This window comes from Arthrobacter sp. P1_B11, assembly GCF_056406715.1.
Genome location: NZ_JBFTZQ010000006.1, coordinates 39,495 through 52,936, shown reverse-complemented (window position 1 = coordinate 52,936; position 13,442 = coordinate 39,495). Strand labels below are relative to the sequence as shown.

At 66.7% G+C, this 13,442-nt stretch carries 12 protein-coding genes; 4 read left to right on the top strand and 8 right to left on the bottom strand.

Annotated features, from left to right (window positions below; all coding sequences use genetic code 11):
- Window position 1 precedes the first annotated feature (1 nt).
- The gene (locus AC1D14_RS06610) at window positions 2–487 is read right to left on the bottom strand and encodes a nucleoside deaminase (protein WP_230121434.1); all 486 of its coding nucleotides are present in this window, start codon (window positions 485–487) and stop codon (window positions 2–4) included.
- Window positions 488–662: 175 nt separating this feature from the next.
- On the opposite strand from AC1D14_RS06610, the gene AC1D14_RS06605 reads away from it, so the two are divergent.
- Entirely contained in the window at window positions 663–1,784 is a 1,122-nt protein-coding gene (locus AC1D14_RS06605) for a ScyD/ScyE family protein (protein ID WP_230121435.1), read from the top strand.
- A 112-nt stretch (window positions 1,785–1,896) separates the two neighbouring features.
- Here AC1D14_RS06605 and rbfA read toward each other — a convergent pair whose 3' ends face one another.
- The 5 genes from rbfA to rimP all read right to left on the bottom strand — a co-directional run bounded on the left by rbfA (window position 1,897) and on the right by rimP (window position 7,924).
- Complete coding sequence (gene rbfA, locus AC1D14_RS06600) at window positions 1,897–2,406, bottom strand: 30S ribosome-binding factor RbfA (RefSeq protein ID WP_230121436.1); 510 nt, start codon at window positions 2,404–2,406, stop codon at window positions 1,897–1,899.
- Window positions 2,407–2,716: 310 nt separating this feature from the next.
- Window positions 2,717–5,617 carry a translation initiation factor IF-2 gene (gene infB / locus AC1D14_RS06595; RefSeq protein WP_476880891.1) on the bottom strand — a complete coding sequence of 967 codons (2,901 nt, stop codon included), beginning with the start codon at window positions 5,615–5,617 and terminating at the stop codon, window positions 2,717–2,719.
- A gap of 152 nt (window positions 5,618–5,769) precedes the next feature.
- Window positions 5,770–6,102, bottom strand: coding sequence for a YlxR family protein (locus tag AC1D14_RS06590; protein WP_230120616.1), 333 nt, complete (start codon window positions 6,100–6,102; stop codon window positions 5,770–5,772).
- 227 nt (window positions 6,103–6,329) lie between these two features.
- Complete coding sequence (gene nusA / locus AC1D14_RS06585; RefSeq protein ID WP_230120574.1) at window positions 6,330–7,307, bottom strand: transcription termination factor NusA; 978 nt, start codon at window positions 7,305–7,307, stop codon at window positions 6,330–6,332.
- On the bottom strand, window positions 7,307–7,924 hold the full coding sequence (gene rimP, locus AC1D14_RS06580) for a ribosome maturation factor RimP (RefSeq protein WP_230120576.1): 618 nt from the start codon (window positions 7,922–7,924) through the stop codon (window positions 7,307–7,309). The genes nusA and rimP overlap by 1 nt, the downstream gene beginning before the upstream one ends.
- Window positions 7,925–8,011: 87 nt before the next feature.
- Here rimP and AC1D14_RS06575 point away from each other — a divergent pair, with 87 nt between their 5' ends.
- The 3 genes from AC1D14_RS06575 to AC1D14_RS06565 are packed head-to-tail and all read left to right on the top strand — an operon-like array spanning window position 8,012 to window position 11,118.
- A complete protein-coding gene (locus AC1D14_RS06575) occupies window positions 8,012–9,238 on the top strand; it encodes a ferritin-like domain-containing protein (RefSeq protein ID WP_230120578.1) in 1,227 nt (408 codons plus the stop codon).
- A gap of 50 nt (window positions 9,239–9,288) precedes the next feature.
- Window positions 9,289–10,032: a VIT1/CCC1 transporter family protein gene (locus tag AC1D14_RS06570; RefSeq protein WP_230120580.1), complete on the top strand. Its 744-nt coding sequence runs from the start codon at window positions 9,289–9,291 to the stop codon at window positions 10,030–10,032.
- Window positions 10,033–10,077: 45 nt separating this feature from the next.
- Window positions 10,078–11,118 (top strand): aminoglycoside phosphotransferase family protein, encoded by a 1,041-nt coding sequence (locus AC1D14_RS06565; RefSeq protein WP_230120582.1) that lies wholly within the window; start codon window positions 10,078–10,080, stop codon window positions 11,116–11,118.
- Window positions 11,119–11,136: 18 nt separating this feature from the next.
- Here AC1D14_RS06565 and AC1D14_RS06560 read toward each other — a convergent pair whose 3' ends face one another.
- Both AC1D14_RS06560 and AC1D14_RS06555 read right to left on the bottom strand, forming a co-directional pair.
- Complete coding sequence (locus AC1D14_RS06560) at window positions 11,137–12,546, bottom strand: pyridoxal phosphate-dependent decarboxylase family protein (RefSeq protein WP_230120584.1); 1,410 nt, start codon at window positions 12,544–12,546, stop codon at window positions 11,137–11,139.
- Between the two features lie 88 nt (window positions 12,547–12,634).
- The gene (locus AC1D14_RS06555) at window positions 12,635–13,429 is read right to left on the bottom strand and encodes a sulfite exporter TauE/SafE family protein (protein ID WP_230120586.1); all 795 of its coding nucleotides are present in this window, start codon (window positions 13,427–13,429) and stop codon (window positions 12,635–12,637) included.
- Window positions 13,430–13,442: the final 13 nt, after the last annotated feature.

Below are 13,442 nucleotides of genomic sequence, written 5' to 3'. Positions count from 1 at the left end.
GTCAGTAATCGGTGCGTTCAGTGTTGTTGCGCCAAGCGTCGAAGGGGACGCCCGACGTCGGAACGGGCGTGTGGCTGACCGGCAGCAGTTCCGGGCGTGTACCGGCGAAATACTCGTAGAAAACTGCATCGTCGAACCCCGCGGCCGCCGCGCCGTGTCGGTCTGCGGCGTAGTACACACGGTCGATTCGCGCCCACAGCGCAGCAGCGAGGCAGAGCGGGCACGGTTCACAGCTGGCGTAGAGGACCGCACCGCCGAGATCGAAATTGCCTGACTCCGCCGCCGCGGTCCGGATGGCCACCACTTCAGCGTGGGCGGTGGGATCGTTGTCCCGGGTGACCCGGTTTACTCCTTCATGGACCGTCCCGTCAGGGGTGACCACCAGCGCGCCGAAGGGTCCGCCCCCGGCGGCCACGTTCCGTTCGGCGAGGGCTACCGCCTGAGTCAGGTACTCACGGACATCTGCCGCTGAAGGTTGCGCAAGCATGATCTGATCATAGCCAGATGCGCCCAATTTCCCCCCGCCTGCAGGGATGGTTTCCCGCGCCCGTCGACAGCTCCGGACCAGCGGGACTAGACTGCGCGCGTCAGGGGGAACGGGTCTTTCCGGCCCACTAACGGTCTCAATGCTCTGGATGATCACCATTGACGTTGGAGACAGCATGAAAAAGCAAAGATCACGTACGGCAGCCTTCGCCGCCGCCTCGCTCCTTCTGTCCTTCGCTCCGGCAGCACAGGCTGTCCCGGACCCGAAGACGCCGGCACCCGCCGTGCTGGCCAAGGGCCTGCTGAGCCCCCTCCACATCAGCGACGGACATGACGGCTCCGTCCTGGTCAGCGAAGAATTCGCCGGCAGACTAACGCGGATCGGCCGGAACGGAAGCGTCACCACAGTCTACGAAAAGAGCGCCTGGGATGTCGCGGGCAGCGACCGCCGCGGCAAGACCGTCTATTTCGCTGAAAGCCAAGGGGCCGGCACCGGAGGAAAAATTGCGCTGGCCGGTCACCTCCGCAGCATAGATGCGGACGGCAAGCAGCGTACCGTAGGCGATCTGGCCGCCCTCGAAACGAAAGAAAACGCCGACGCCGGCAACTCCTACGGGTTCCGGAGCCTTCCCACCGCCTGCGCGGCACAGCTGCCACCGCAAGTGGAAGCTTCCTACAAGGGACATGTGGACTCCCATCCCTACGGAATCGAAGTCTATGGGGACACCATCTACGTGGCCGATGCCGGCGCCAACAGCATCGTCTCGGTTGATGTGAGGACCGGCGAGACCGAAACAGTGGCTGTCCTGCCGCCCCGGCCGCACCGCTTCACCGCCGCGGAGGCAAAGGCTGTGGGCTTGCCCGGCTGCGTGTCCGGCCAAACCTACAACTTCGAGCCGGTACCCACCGACGTCAAACGGGGACCGGACGGCTGGCTGTACGTGACATCGCTCCCCGGCGGACCGGAGGACCCGGCCCTTGGCGCCCGCGGCGCAGTGTTCAAGATCAACCCGCACAGCGGCCGCGTCAAGATGTTTGCCGACGACGTGATGTCCCCCACCGGGCTGGACATGGACGATGAGGGCAACGTCTATGTGGCGTCTCTGTTTGGCGCGGGCGTGCTCCGGCTTTCTGCCCACTCCGGCAAGGAACACGTGGTGCTGCCGGCAACGCTCGCCGCAGACGTGGATGTCAGGGGTGACACCCTCTACGCCACCGTCAATTCCCTCCCGGAACCTAACAAGGCACCCGAAGGGCGGGTCGTGTCCGTGCCCCTGGAGCACGATTCAGACGACTGAAACCGGCGCCAGGCAAACGCCGGGGAACCCCTGGCGGGCACACAACATCCATATGACAAAAATGGTGCGGCCGGATCCCCAGGGATCCGGCCGCACGACTTCTGCACGCTGGTTACTTGCTCTGGTCCTCGTCAATTTCGACATCGCCGCTGAGGTCAATGTCCTCTTCGTCGAAGTCGTCCTCGTCGATCTCCACGTCAACCGGGACGTCGCTCTTGTACGGGTCGGCGTCGCCTGCGTGCTTGGCGTTTTCGGCCAAAGCGGCAACCTCGGCGTCGCGTTTCTTCGCGGCGCGGAGCAGTTCCTCAAGGTTGGAGGCGTTCACGGGGATCTGGTCCGCGACGAACTCGAGCGTAGGCGTCAGCCGGACGGTGATGTTCCGGCCCACTTCCTGCCGCAGCACGCCCTTGGCCTTCTCCAGCCCCTTGGCCGCATCCGCCTGCACGGCCTGGTCACCGAACACCGTGTAGTAGACGGTGGCATGCTGCAGGTCATTGGTCACACGCGCATCGGTAACAGTAATGCCCTCAAGCCGCGGATCCTTCACCTTCCGGCCCAAAGCCTCTGCAACAACAACCTTAATCCGCTGCGCCAACTTGGCAGCGCGTGCCGGATCAGCCATTTCCACTCCTAAATATTTGGATGTACGACGGCGCGATAGCAGCTGACGTACTCTCGTTGGTTTATTGCCACGCACCTAGGGCGAGTCTACGACGGACTCCCGTTGGAGTTTTTCCGGCGGCTTGGGAGTGGCATCCAAGGTGGCAGCCGAGGGCCCCGATGCGAGCTTGCGAGCATTGGGAAGGCTGACGCCGCTGTCGGAGCCGGACGGGTTGCGATCGCAGATCGCAACCCGTCCGGCGAAGGGGCGGGGCCGCCGGAAAAATCCAACGGCCCCGACCAGTACTGCTCTAGTTCGTCAAACGAACAACTTAGACGCGCGGCTTCTCGCGCATCTCGAAGGTCTCGATGATGTCGCCCTCGGTGATGTCGTTGAACGAGCCAAGACCGATACCACACTCGAAGTCCGTGCGGACCTCAGTGGCGTCGTCCTTGAAGCGCTTGAGCGTCTCAACGGTGAGGTTGTCGCCGATGATCTTGCCGGCGCGGCTGATGCGGGCCTTCGAGTTGCGTCGGATAATGCCCGAGCGAACGATGGAACCGGCAATGTTGCCGAACTTGGAAGAACGGAACACCTCGCGGACCTCGGCGGTGCCAAGCTGGACCTCTTCGTACTCCGGCTTGAGCATGCCCTTAAGAGCCAGCTCAATGTCATCAATTGCTGCGTAGATGACTGAGTAGAAGCGCATGTCCACGCCTTCACGGTCTGCCAGTTCGGCAACCCGTTCTGCGGGCTTGACGTTGAAGCCGATGATGACGGCGCTGTCGACCGTTGCCAGGTTGACGTCGTTCTGCGTGATCGCACCGACACCGCGGTGGATAACGCGGAGCTGGACGCCCTCGCCGACGTCGATCTTGAGCAGCGCGTCTTCGAGGGCTTCCACGGCACCGGACACGTCACCCTTGAGGATGAGGTTGAGGGTGTCGATCTTGCCTTCGGCGACGGCCTGGTCGAAGTCTTCCAGGCTGATGCGCTTGCGGCGCTTGGCCAAGGCAGCGTTGCGGTCGGCAGCTTCACGCTTCTCGGCGATCTGGCGGGCGGTGCGCTCGTCAGCTGTCACGAAGAAGGTGTCACCGGCGCGCGGCACGTTGGACAGACCCAGCACCTGGACGGGGCGGGACGGGCCGGCCTCGGTCAGGGCGCTGCCGTCGTCGTCGAACATCGCACGGACACGGCCGTGGGCCGTACCGGCCACGATCGTGTCGCCGACGCGCAGGCTACCGGACTGCACCAGGACAGTTGCCACGGAACCGCGGCCCTTGTCGAGGTTGGCTTCGATCGCGATGCCGCGGGCGTCCTTGTTCGGGTTGGCGCGCATGTCCAGGGCTGCGTCTGCGGTCAGCAGGACAGCCTCGAGCAGCTCGTCGATGTTGAGGTTCTGGCGGGCAGAGACCTCAACGAACATGGTGTCGCCACCGTATTCTTCCGGAACCAGGCCGTATTCGGTCAGCTGGCCACGGACCTTGTCCGGGTTGGCGCCTTCCTTATCGATCTTGTTCACAGCCACAACGATCGGCACGTTGGCTGCCTGCGCGTGGTTGAGGGCTTCAACGGTCTGCGGCATAACGCCGTCGTCCGCTGCGACCACCAGGATGGCGATGTCGGTGACCTTCGCACCACGGGCACGCATGGCGGTGAACGCCTCGTGGCCGGGGGTATCGATGAAGGTGATCTTGCGGTCTTCGCCTTCGTGGGTGTGCGTGACCTGGTAGGCACCAATGTGCTGCGTAATGCCGCCGTGCTCGCCCGCCATAACGTCGGACTTGCGGATGGCATCGAGCAGCCGGGTTTTACCGTGGTCGACGTGGCCCATGACAGTGACAACCGGAGGACGTGCCTCGAGGTCTTCGTCGCCTTCGGCTTCCAGCTCGGCGTCGAAGTCGATGTCAAAGGTGGAGAGCAGCTCGCGCTCCTCATCCTCCGGCGAAACGACCTGGAGCTTGTAGCCAAGCTCCTCGCCAAGCAGGGCAAAGGTTTCCTCATCCAGCGACTGGGTTGCCGTTGCCATTTCACCGAGGTGGAAGAGCACGGTCACCAGTGCGGCGGGGTTCGCCTCGATCTTGTCAGCGAAGTCCGTGATGGACGAGCCACGGCGAAGCCGCACTACGGTGTTGCCGTCGCCGCGGGGTACGCTCACGCCACCCAGCGACGGAGCGCTCATCTGCTCAAGTTCCTGGCGCTTTGCACGCTTCGACTTGCGCTGTTTGCCGCGGCCTGCGCCGCCCTTACCGAAGGCACCCTGGGTTCCGCCGCGACCGCGGCCACCCTTGCCGAAGCCACCGCCGGCCGGAGCGCCGCCGCCGGCACCGGGAGCACCGGTTCCGGGAGCGCCGCCTGGACGGCCCGGACCGCGGCCGCCGCCACCGGGACGTCCTGCACCAGCCGGTGCCGGACGCTCAGTGCGGTTGGGCATCATGCCCGGAGTAGGACGGTTTCCACCGGCACCTGCGGGGCGGGGGCTGCCCGGAGCGCCACCGGTACGCGGAGCACCGGGACGGGGACCGCCCGGAGCACCACCGGTACGCGGAGCGCCCGGACGGGGACCGCCGGCACCTGCCGCGGGACGCGGACCGCCGGGGCGGTCGCCGTCAGTGCGGCTGCCACCGGGACGCGGCATGCCCTGCGAAGGTGCGAACGGGTTGTTGCCCGGGCGCGACGGACGGTCTCCGTCGCCGCCACGGCCGCGGGGCATGCCCTGGGACGTCGCGAACGGGTTGTTGCCGGGACGGGGACCGCCCGGTCGAGGTGCCGAGCCGCCCTGTCGTGCTGCGGGCGCAGCCGGCGCTTCAGCCTTGGGTGCCGGGCGCGCTCCGGGCTTGGCGCCCGTCGAGGGAGCTGCGGGGGCGGCGGCCGAAGGTGCTGCGGCAGCGGGAGCAGCGGGCGCTGCAGGCGCCGCCGGAGCTTCCGCCTGAGGTGCCTGTGCGGGGGCCGGTGCCGGGGCAGGTGCCTGAGCCTTGGGGGCAGCGGGGCCGGGAGCCGGGGCGGGGCGTGATTCTCCTGCCGCGGCGGGAGCTTTGGGAGCGGTTGCGGGTGCTTCGGTCTTGGAAGCGGCCGCAGCCGGGAAGGCGTTGCGGAGTTTCCGCACGACGGGGGCCTCAATGGTGGAAGAGGCGGAGCGAACGAATTCGCCCAGTTCCTGCAGTTTGGTTACTGCATCTTTGGAAGTAATACCGAGCTCTTTAGCAAGCTCATGTACGCGGACCTTGGCCACATTTCTCCTGTCTCGGTCCGCACCGAGCCAGGCACGAACCGTCTACTTCTTACTGCGGACCTCCGCCGCGAGTGCAGCTGAAAGGTCCATTGCAGAGCGCAACAAAGTTGTCATCGTTGCGCACTCATCGCTGGGAACTCATCGGGTTTCCATCAGTTTTCTGACCCGCTTTCAGGTTGGACGGTTGTTGCTGCAGCCGCCGGGGCGTCCGCAACTAGCGTTCCTGCCGTTATCCGGCGTTCGACGGCGGCGGTTCCGGTCGCGCCGTTAAGGGCCCTTCCGAACGCACGCCGCTTGACCGCCAGGGCCAGGCACGCTTCGCTGGGGTGCAGCCATGCACCCCTGCCAGCCATCCGGCGTCGTTCATCCACAGCGACGGCGGATGATCCGCCGGCGTCGGAGACGAGCCGGAGTAACTCAGACCGCGACCCTTTTTTCCGGCATCCGATGCAGGTACGTTGCGGCTGATTCCCGAGGTGTTGCACTGCTGCCACTGTCGAGTATCTTCCTGCCTGTATTTATCTGCCTGCCCGGGGGCCAGTTGCTGCCATCGGGCAGAAACGTGGGCACACACAGACACACTGATGCCGGCTGCTAGGCGCGGTCATGTTCTATTCTAGCCCCTTGGGGGCCAATGACCCGAAACTGCCCGCCGCCATGGCAGGCAGTTCGGGTGCCGGTTCAGCCTGGGCCGAACTGCGAAAACGTTCTTCTAGCCGCGCGGCGCCGCGGCGTCAGAAACGATGTCGATCCGCCAGCCCGTCAGCTTGGCGGCGAGGCGGGCGTTCTGGCCCTCCTTGCCGATGGCCAGCGACAGCTGGTAGTCCGGCACCACGACGCGGGCGGAGCGGGTGGTTTCGTCGGTGATGGTGACGGAATTCACACGCGACGGTGACAGGGCGCTGGCGATGAACGTTGCCGGATCCTCGCTGAAGTCGACGATGTCGATCTTTTCGTCATTCAGCTCGGTCATGACTGCCCGGACGCGGGAACCCATTTCGCCGATGCAGGCGCCCTTGGCATTGATGCCGGGGGTGTTGGCCTTAACTGCGATCTTGGTGCGGTGTCCGGCCTCACGGGCCAGGGCAACGATCTCCACCGAGTGGTCGGCGATCTCCGGAACCTCGAGTTCGAAGAGCTTCCGCACGAGGCCCGGGTGGGAACGGGACAGCGTGATGGACGGGCCCTTGGTGCCGCGGTGGACGTCAATGACGAAGGCACGGAGTCGGTTTCCGTGGATGTACTTCTCCCCCGGAACCTGCTCGGGCGGCGGAAGCAGAGCCTCGACCGTTCCAAGGTTGACCTGGATCATGTGCGGGTTGTTGCCCTGCTGGATCAGCCCGGCCACGAGCTCTCCTTCGCGGCCCTTGAACTCGCCCAGGACGTTGTCGTCCTCGACGTCGCGCAGGCGCTGGAGGATGATCTGGCGGGCGGTACTTGCCGCGATGCGGCCGAAGCCCGCAGGAGTGTCCTCGAACTCGCCGATGGGCATGCCGTCGTCATCGATCTCGGTGGCCCAGATGGTCACGTGGCCGCTCTTGCGGTCGAGTTCAGCGCGGGCCTTCTCGAAGGCCCCGGGAGACTTGTGGTAGGCAACCAGCAGTGCCTGCTCGATCGTGGGGATGAGGAGATCCAGCGGGATTTCGCGCTCACGCTCCAGGAGTCTCAGTGCGCTCATGTCAATATCCATCAGGCCTCCTCAGAAGGTCCATTGTGCTCATTTTCCAGACCGGCCTCGTCGAGGTGGCTGAACTCAATTTCGACTTTTCCGCTGCGGATCTTGTCGAAAGGAAGTTTTACGGGATCGCCTTGCTTCGGCTTCATGCCCTTTTTCACGGCAATTTCGGGGACCAGGGTCACGCCGGAGTCGTCCACTGACTGGATCCTGCCCGTGACGTTTTCGCCCTGGATGACGTTGACGTTCACCATCCGGCCGCGGGCGCGGTGCCAGTGCCGGGGCTCTGTCAGGGGACGCCCCACGCCGGGCGACGAAACTTCAAGGTCGTACGGGCGGCTGTCCGTGCTGGGATCGTTGTCCAGGATGTCGGAGAGTTCCCTGGAGATGTCTGCAATGACGTCCAGGCTGACCCCGCCCGTTTCTTCCTGCGGCAGGTCCACCACTACGTGGACAACGCGGTTGGAGCCTGCGATGTTGATGGCAACATCCTCCAAGTACAGCCTGTGTGCCTGGACCGCGGGCTCAAGCAAAGACCGGAGGCGTTCAGCCTCGGGATTGTGGACAGCCGCGGGCTCAGACTTTCCCGCGTCGGTCCGGTCTGATGAAGTCGTGGCTTCTGCATTGCTCACGATGCCGGCCGCCTCCCGATAGATGATGTTGTGAGTACTAGCGTAGCCATTTTCCGGCCGCCTTGGTGCACGGAGTTCCCTGCGGCCGTGACAACATGGTCTGTTGTGAAAGACGACACCAGGGAAAGAAGCCGGCCGGCCAGCTATTTCCGGTTCGCCCTGGCCGCCTTCACCGCGTTCCTGGTCCTCAGCCTCGGATTTGCCCTGATTCCACGGGAAGCCCAGCGCCCGGCCGCACCCCCTTTTTCCGAGCAGGCACGGGCCTCCGCCCTGGCTGAAACCATGCGGTTGCGGGCAGTCAGCTTGCAGCTCGCGGTGGACGCTTCCGGCGCCCAGCGCCAGATTTATTCGCGGACTGTGACTTTGCTGACTACCCAGGCCCGCGCACTGATTCTGCCCTCCGACGAGGCCACCGCCGCCGCTTCCGCCGCGCCTTCGGCGTCTGGATCCGGAACTGCAGCTGCGGCTGCCGCGGCGCCCGCGACAGTCCCCGCACTGGTGGCCGGGCTCTCTGCCAGTGGGCGGAAGCGCCTCACCCATGCGGAAACGGCCGACGGCGGGATGGCCCGCCTTTTGTCCGCGGTCGGCACCGCACAGCTGCTCCAGGCGGCGGCTCTTGCCCAGGCCTCCGGAACGCCAGCGCCTGCACTTCCTGCCGCGCCCGCTCGGTTGGCCAATTCCACGGTCACGTGCCCGGGCCCAGGCCCAGGTGACAGTGCGCCGGGTTCGCCAGGTACGGCCTCTGCGGAATTGGGGACGGCCTCCGGGGCGCCGGCCGCCACCTCGGCGCCGGCCCCAGGCGCCGCGCCAGTGTCCGGCCCCGCGACGGCGTCCGGCGCAGCGAGCCTGACGGCTGCGCTGCAAAGGACTGTCCGCACCGAGGTAGAGACCGTCTACGGCTACCAGGTTGCGCTCACTCGACTCGCTGGCCAGGCGACACAACGGGCCAAGGTCCTGTTGACCAGCCACGAGGCACGCGCGGACGAAGCAGAGACGCACAGCCGCCTGCACTGTGCCCAGATCCCGCCCCGGGAGCCGGGCTACACGCTCGATGCCTCCTTCCTGAAAAACCCCGCCGCCGGACTGGCCAGCCTGGAAGCGGGAACGCTCCCTGTCTACGGCGATCTCGTCGCACTGAGTGAAGGCCCCACCAGAAAATGGGCCATTGCCTCGCTCCTTGCGGCCACGCAGAGTTCCATCGGCTGGGGGTCCGATCCCGGCCCCGTACCCGGCCTCGTGCTGGACACCTCCCAGCTCCCCGTGCTGCCGGAAGCTGCGCCCTCGCCGCATGCGGACCTGTCCTCACCTCCTTAATATCCGGCTGGACTCTGGCAGCGGGGACGCCCTGGTGGTTTGCTGGAGAGATGGAGTCAGCGGACGTTGCAGGATTGCCCCACGACGGACACCACCAAAGCGAGCCCCACAACAACGACATTGTCCACCGGCTGAACTGGCTTCGCGCCGGTGTCCTCGGCGCGAACGACGGCATCGTGTCGGTCGCCGCGATTGTGGTGGGCGTAGCCGGTGCGACCAGCGAGCACGGCCCCATTCTTGCGGCCGGTGCCGCGGGGCTGGTGGGCGGCGCGGTGTCCATGGCGCTTGGCGAATACGTATCTGTCAGCAGCCAAAGCGACAGCCAGAAGGCGCTGATCGAAAAGGAGCGCCGGGAGCTTGCCGAAGAGCCCGAGGAAGAGCTGCTCGAACTGGCGGCCATCTACCGGAGCAAGGGCCTCAGTGAGGAAACGGCGCAGAACGTCGCCCGGGAGCTCACCGCACATGATGCGCTGGCAGCGCACCTGTCCGCGGAACTGAATATCGATGAACAGGACATTGTGAGCCCGTGGCACGCAGCGTTTGCCTCGGCCATAGCATTCACCCTGGGCGCGATCCTGCCGATGCTCGCCATCCTGCTGCCGCCCGAAAACATCCGCGTTGCCGTGACCTTCGGCGCCGTACTGGTGGCTCTGGCCCTGACCGGCGCCCTCGGAGCCTGGATCGGCGGCGGATCCAGGATGCGCGCCGCTGTGCGCGTGGTGGTGGGCGGCGGACTTGCCCTGGCGGCGACATTCGCCCTGGGCAACCTGCTCGGAGCCAGCGGGATCGTCTAGCGCAATTCCAGGGCTGCGACAGCCCGGTCAACTACGCTGGAACCGATGAGCCAGCCACCAGCCGTTCCCGTTCCGCCCGATTTGGCGCGCCGCTACTCCAGCAGCAGTGCCGGCCGGGCATGGCTTGCTTCCCTCCCCGACCTGATCCGCAGCCGCATGGAGCAGTGGGAGCTCGACCTTGACCTTATGCCGGGAACGTTCCCATGGAGCGGCCACGGCGGGATTGTGGTGCCGGTGCTTGCGGGCGGAACACGTGCAGCCCTGAAGGTTGCCTTCCCCCACGACGAGGCGGTCGTGGAACGGCATGCCCTGGCCCTGTGGAACGGGCGGGGGGCCGTCCGCCTGCTCGCTTCCGATGCAGGAACCTGCTCCATGCTGCTGGAGCGCCTGGACTCCGGCCGGTCGCTCCAGACCCAGCCCATGGACGTCGCCGCCGAGGTGTGGGGCGGGCTCATGCGGGAACTGAGCCTCGTTCCGGACGGTCAGCCGCAATGGCGGGAGTTTCTGCACGTGGCCGCCCGGGCCGAGCAATGGAGCGACGATCTGCCGGCCGAGTGGGAGCAGCTGGGAAAGCCTTTTCCCCGTTGGCTCCTTGAGGCTGCGCTGGAGGTGTGCCAGACCAGGGGTGCCGTGGGCCGCCGCTCAGGAGCCGACGTGCTGGTCAACACCGACTTCCACTTCCTCAACATCCTGGCCCGCCCCGGCGCCACGGAGAAGCCTGGACACCGTAATTTCGCGGCCATCGATCCGCAGCCGATGGTGGGCGAGGCTGAGTTCGCGGTGGCCCCCGTGCTGTGGAACCGGATGGCTGACCTGCCCGCCGCGGATCCCGCGGCAGGCCTGCGGGCACGATGCCGCGATTTCAGCAGGGCGGCCGGGCTTGACGACGAAGCAGCCCGGCAGTGGAGCCTCGCGCGGGAGGTCGACAACGCCCTCCACTACGCCTCGAAGCGGGACCACGGCGGAGATCTGGCCCGGTCGCTGTGGGTTGCCAGCACGCTGGCGGGACGCACCCTGGACGGGCTCCCGGACCCGCGAACGCTGCCTGAACCCGGGCGGGCAGCCGGGCGGACGACTCCGGCATAAGGGCCTTCGGCCTGGCGGTCAGCGGGCGCCGGTCCGGACGCCTTCGAGGGCAGTCCGGACCGCCTCGGCTGCCGTGGTAACGTCGGCGGCGTCGGTGGTCCAGTTACTGACGGAGATCCGCAGCACGTCCCTGCCGTGCCAGCGCGAACCGGACATCCACACCGTGCCGTCGGCTATGAGCCTCGCCGCCACCTCACGGGTGGTGGCGTCGTCACCGAAAGCGACGGAAATCTGCGTATAGCCGACGTCGTTCAGCACTTCCACGCCGTCAAGCACCGCAAGCTTTTCCGCGAGCCGGGCCGCGGAGGCCGCGAGGCGGCGGATCTGTTCGGCCACGCCATCCCGGCCGAGTGACTTCAGCGCGGCCCACACCGGCACACCCCTGGCCCTGCGCGAAAGTTCCGGAACCTTCTGGCTGGGATCACCCGCACCATCCGCATCCTGGATGAGGTAGCTCGCGTTCAGCCCCATGGCGCTGCGCAGGGCCTGCGCGTCCTTGACGACGGCGACGCCGCAGTCGTACGGGACATTGAGGCTCTTGTGGGCATCGGTGGCCCACGAGTCGGCCCGTCCGAGCCCTGCCGTCAGCCCGGCGAACTCGGGGACGGCTGCCGCCCAAAGTCCGAATGCCCCGTCCACGTGCACCCACGCGCGGTGTGCCTTGGACACTGCGATCGCCGCGGCGAAGGGGTCGAAGGCGCCCGAGTGCAGGTTGCCGGCCTGCAGGCACACCAGCACCGGAGCCGGGCCCGAGCTCAGCGCACGGTCAAGGGCACAGTCCAGCTCCGCGGCATCGATGCGCCCCTGGTCGTCGGACGCCACCACGGTGGGACTGCCCAGGCCCAGGTAGCGCAGGGCGAGGTCGATCGTCTCGTGCCGCTCCTCCCCCACGATGCAGTGGATCCGCGGCGCGCCGAAGAGCCCATCGCGGTCCAGGTTCCAGCCGGCGTCTTTGAGCAGCCGCCAGCGTGCGGCCGCCAGACCCGTGAAGTTGGCCATGGTGGCTCCGGTGACGAAGCCGACGTCGGAGTCCTCCGGCAGGCCCAGCAACTGCAGCAGCCAGCCGCCTGCTGCTTCCTCGATGGCCGCCATGGCGGGGGTGGCATAGCGGAGGACCGCGTTTTGGTCCCATGAGCTGACAAGCCAGTCCGCCGCCATGGCGGCCGGCAGGGTGCCACCGATGACCCAGCCGAAGAAGCGGCCCGACGGCATGGCCATGAGCCCGGGTTCCGCATGGCTGGCGAGGTAGTCCACCACGTCCGCCGGAGGCATGCCGGACTGCGGCAGCTCGCCGCCGAATGCTGCGGCCAACTCCCGGGCCGCCTGCCGCGGACCCACGGGGCGGGTCGGCTGGCTTGCGAGCCACTGGGTGGCATGGCGCACGGCCGCCGCAAGGGCTTCCTTGTAGGGCTCCGCACCCGCTGACATAGATGCATGCTACGCCGACCCCGGGGGTTGTTACGAGGGGGATCCCACCAGATTCTGTCGGGCCGGGAACTCCCGGTCAAGCGAAGGGTCAGGCAAAGTTTTCCTGCCACACGTCGAAGCCGAGTTTGATGATCAGGGCGCCCACCACCGCGAGGAAGACGAGGCGCACGAACCGGCTCCCCTGTTTCACCGCCGTGCGCGCCCCCAAATAGCCGCCGGCCATGTTTGCCAGACCCAGCACCAGGCCGACCCCCCAGAGCAGGGAGCCGTGCGGCAGGAAGAACAACAGCGCACCGGCGTTCGTGGCCAGGTTGACGATCTTCGCCTTGGCGCTTGCCTCAAGGAACGCGTATCCCATCGCCGAGACCAGTGCGATCACCAGGAACGAGCCCGTGCCCGGGCCGATCAATCCGTCATAGAAGCCGATCACGGCACCGATGGTGCAGGCCACCACATAGTGGGTGCCGCCGTCGTGCCTGAGGACCGTCAGGTGCCCGGCGTCGGGTTTGAGGGCAGTGAAAAGCGCGACGGCAACCAGCGCCACTACGATGATCGGCTTGAACACCTCGGCCGGCAGCCGGGCAGCCAGCAAGGCCCCGCCGAAGCTGCCGGCCAGCGCAATGGCCGCCATGGGCAGCGCAGTCCTCAGGTCAGGCCGGACCCGGCCGTAGTAGGTGACGGCGCTGGTGCTGGTGCCGAAGATGGAACCCATCTTGTTGGTGGCGAGGGCCTGCACCGGGGTGATCCCCGGAACGAGCAGCAGCGCAGGAAGCTGCAGCAGCCCGCCGCCGCCCACCACCGCGTCCACCCAGCCGGCAGCGAAGCCGGCCACCACTATCAGGATCACAGTGGCGAGCTGGATCGATTCGAAACCCGAGACCACCTTGGCGGCTGCG

Bases quoted from the DNA above. Each gene is read 5' to 3' on its own strand.
- AC1D14_RS06610 (WP_230121434.1), bottom strand. From the start codon at position 487: ATGCTTGCGCAACCTTCAGCGGCAGATGTCCGTGAGTACCTGACTCAG.
- AC1D14_RS06605 (WP_230121435.1), top strand. From the start codon at position 663: ATGAAAAAGCAAAGATCACGTACGGCAGCCTTCGCCGCCGCCTCGCTC.
- rbfA (WP_230121436.1), bottom strand. From the start codon at position 2,406: ATGGCTGATCCGGCACGCGCTGCCAAGTTGGCGCAGCGGATTAAGGTT.
- nusA (WP_230120574.1), bottom strand. From the start codon at position 7,307: ATGGATATTGACATGAGCGCACTGAGACTCCTGGAGCGTGAGCGCGAA.
- AC1D14_RS06570 (WP_230120580.1), top strand. From the start codon at position 9,289: ATGGAGTCAGCGGACGTTGCAGGATTGCCCCACGACGGACACCACCAA.
- AC1D14_RS06565 (WP_230120582.1), top strand. From the start codon at position 10,078: ATGAGCCAGCCACCAGCCGTTCCCGTTCCGCCCGATTTGGCGCGCCGC.
- AC1D14_RS06560 (WP_230120584.1), bottom strand. From the start codon at position 12,546: ATGTCAGCGGGTGCGGAGCCCTACAAGGAAGCCCTTGCGGCGGCCGTG.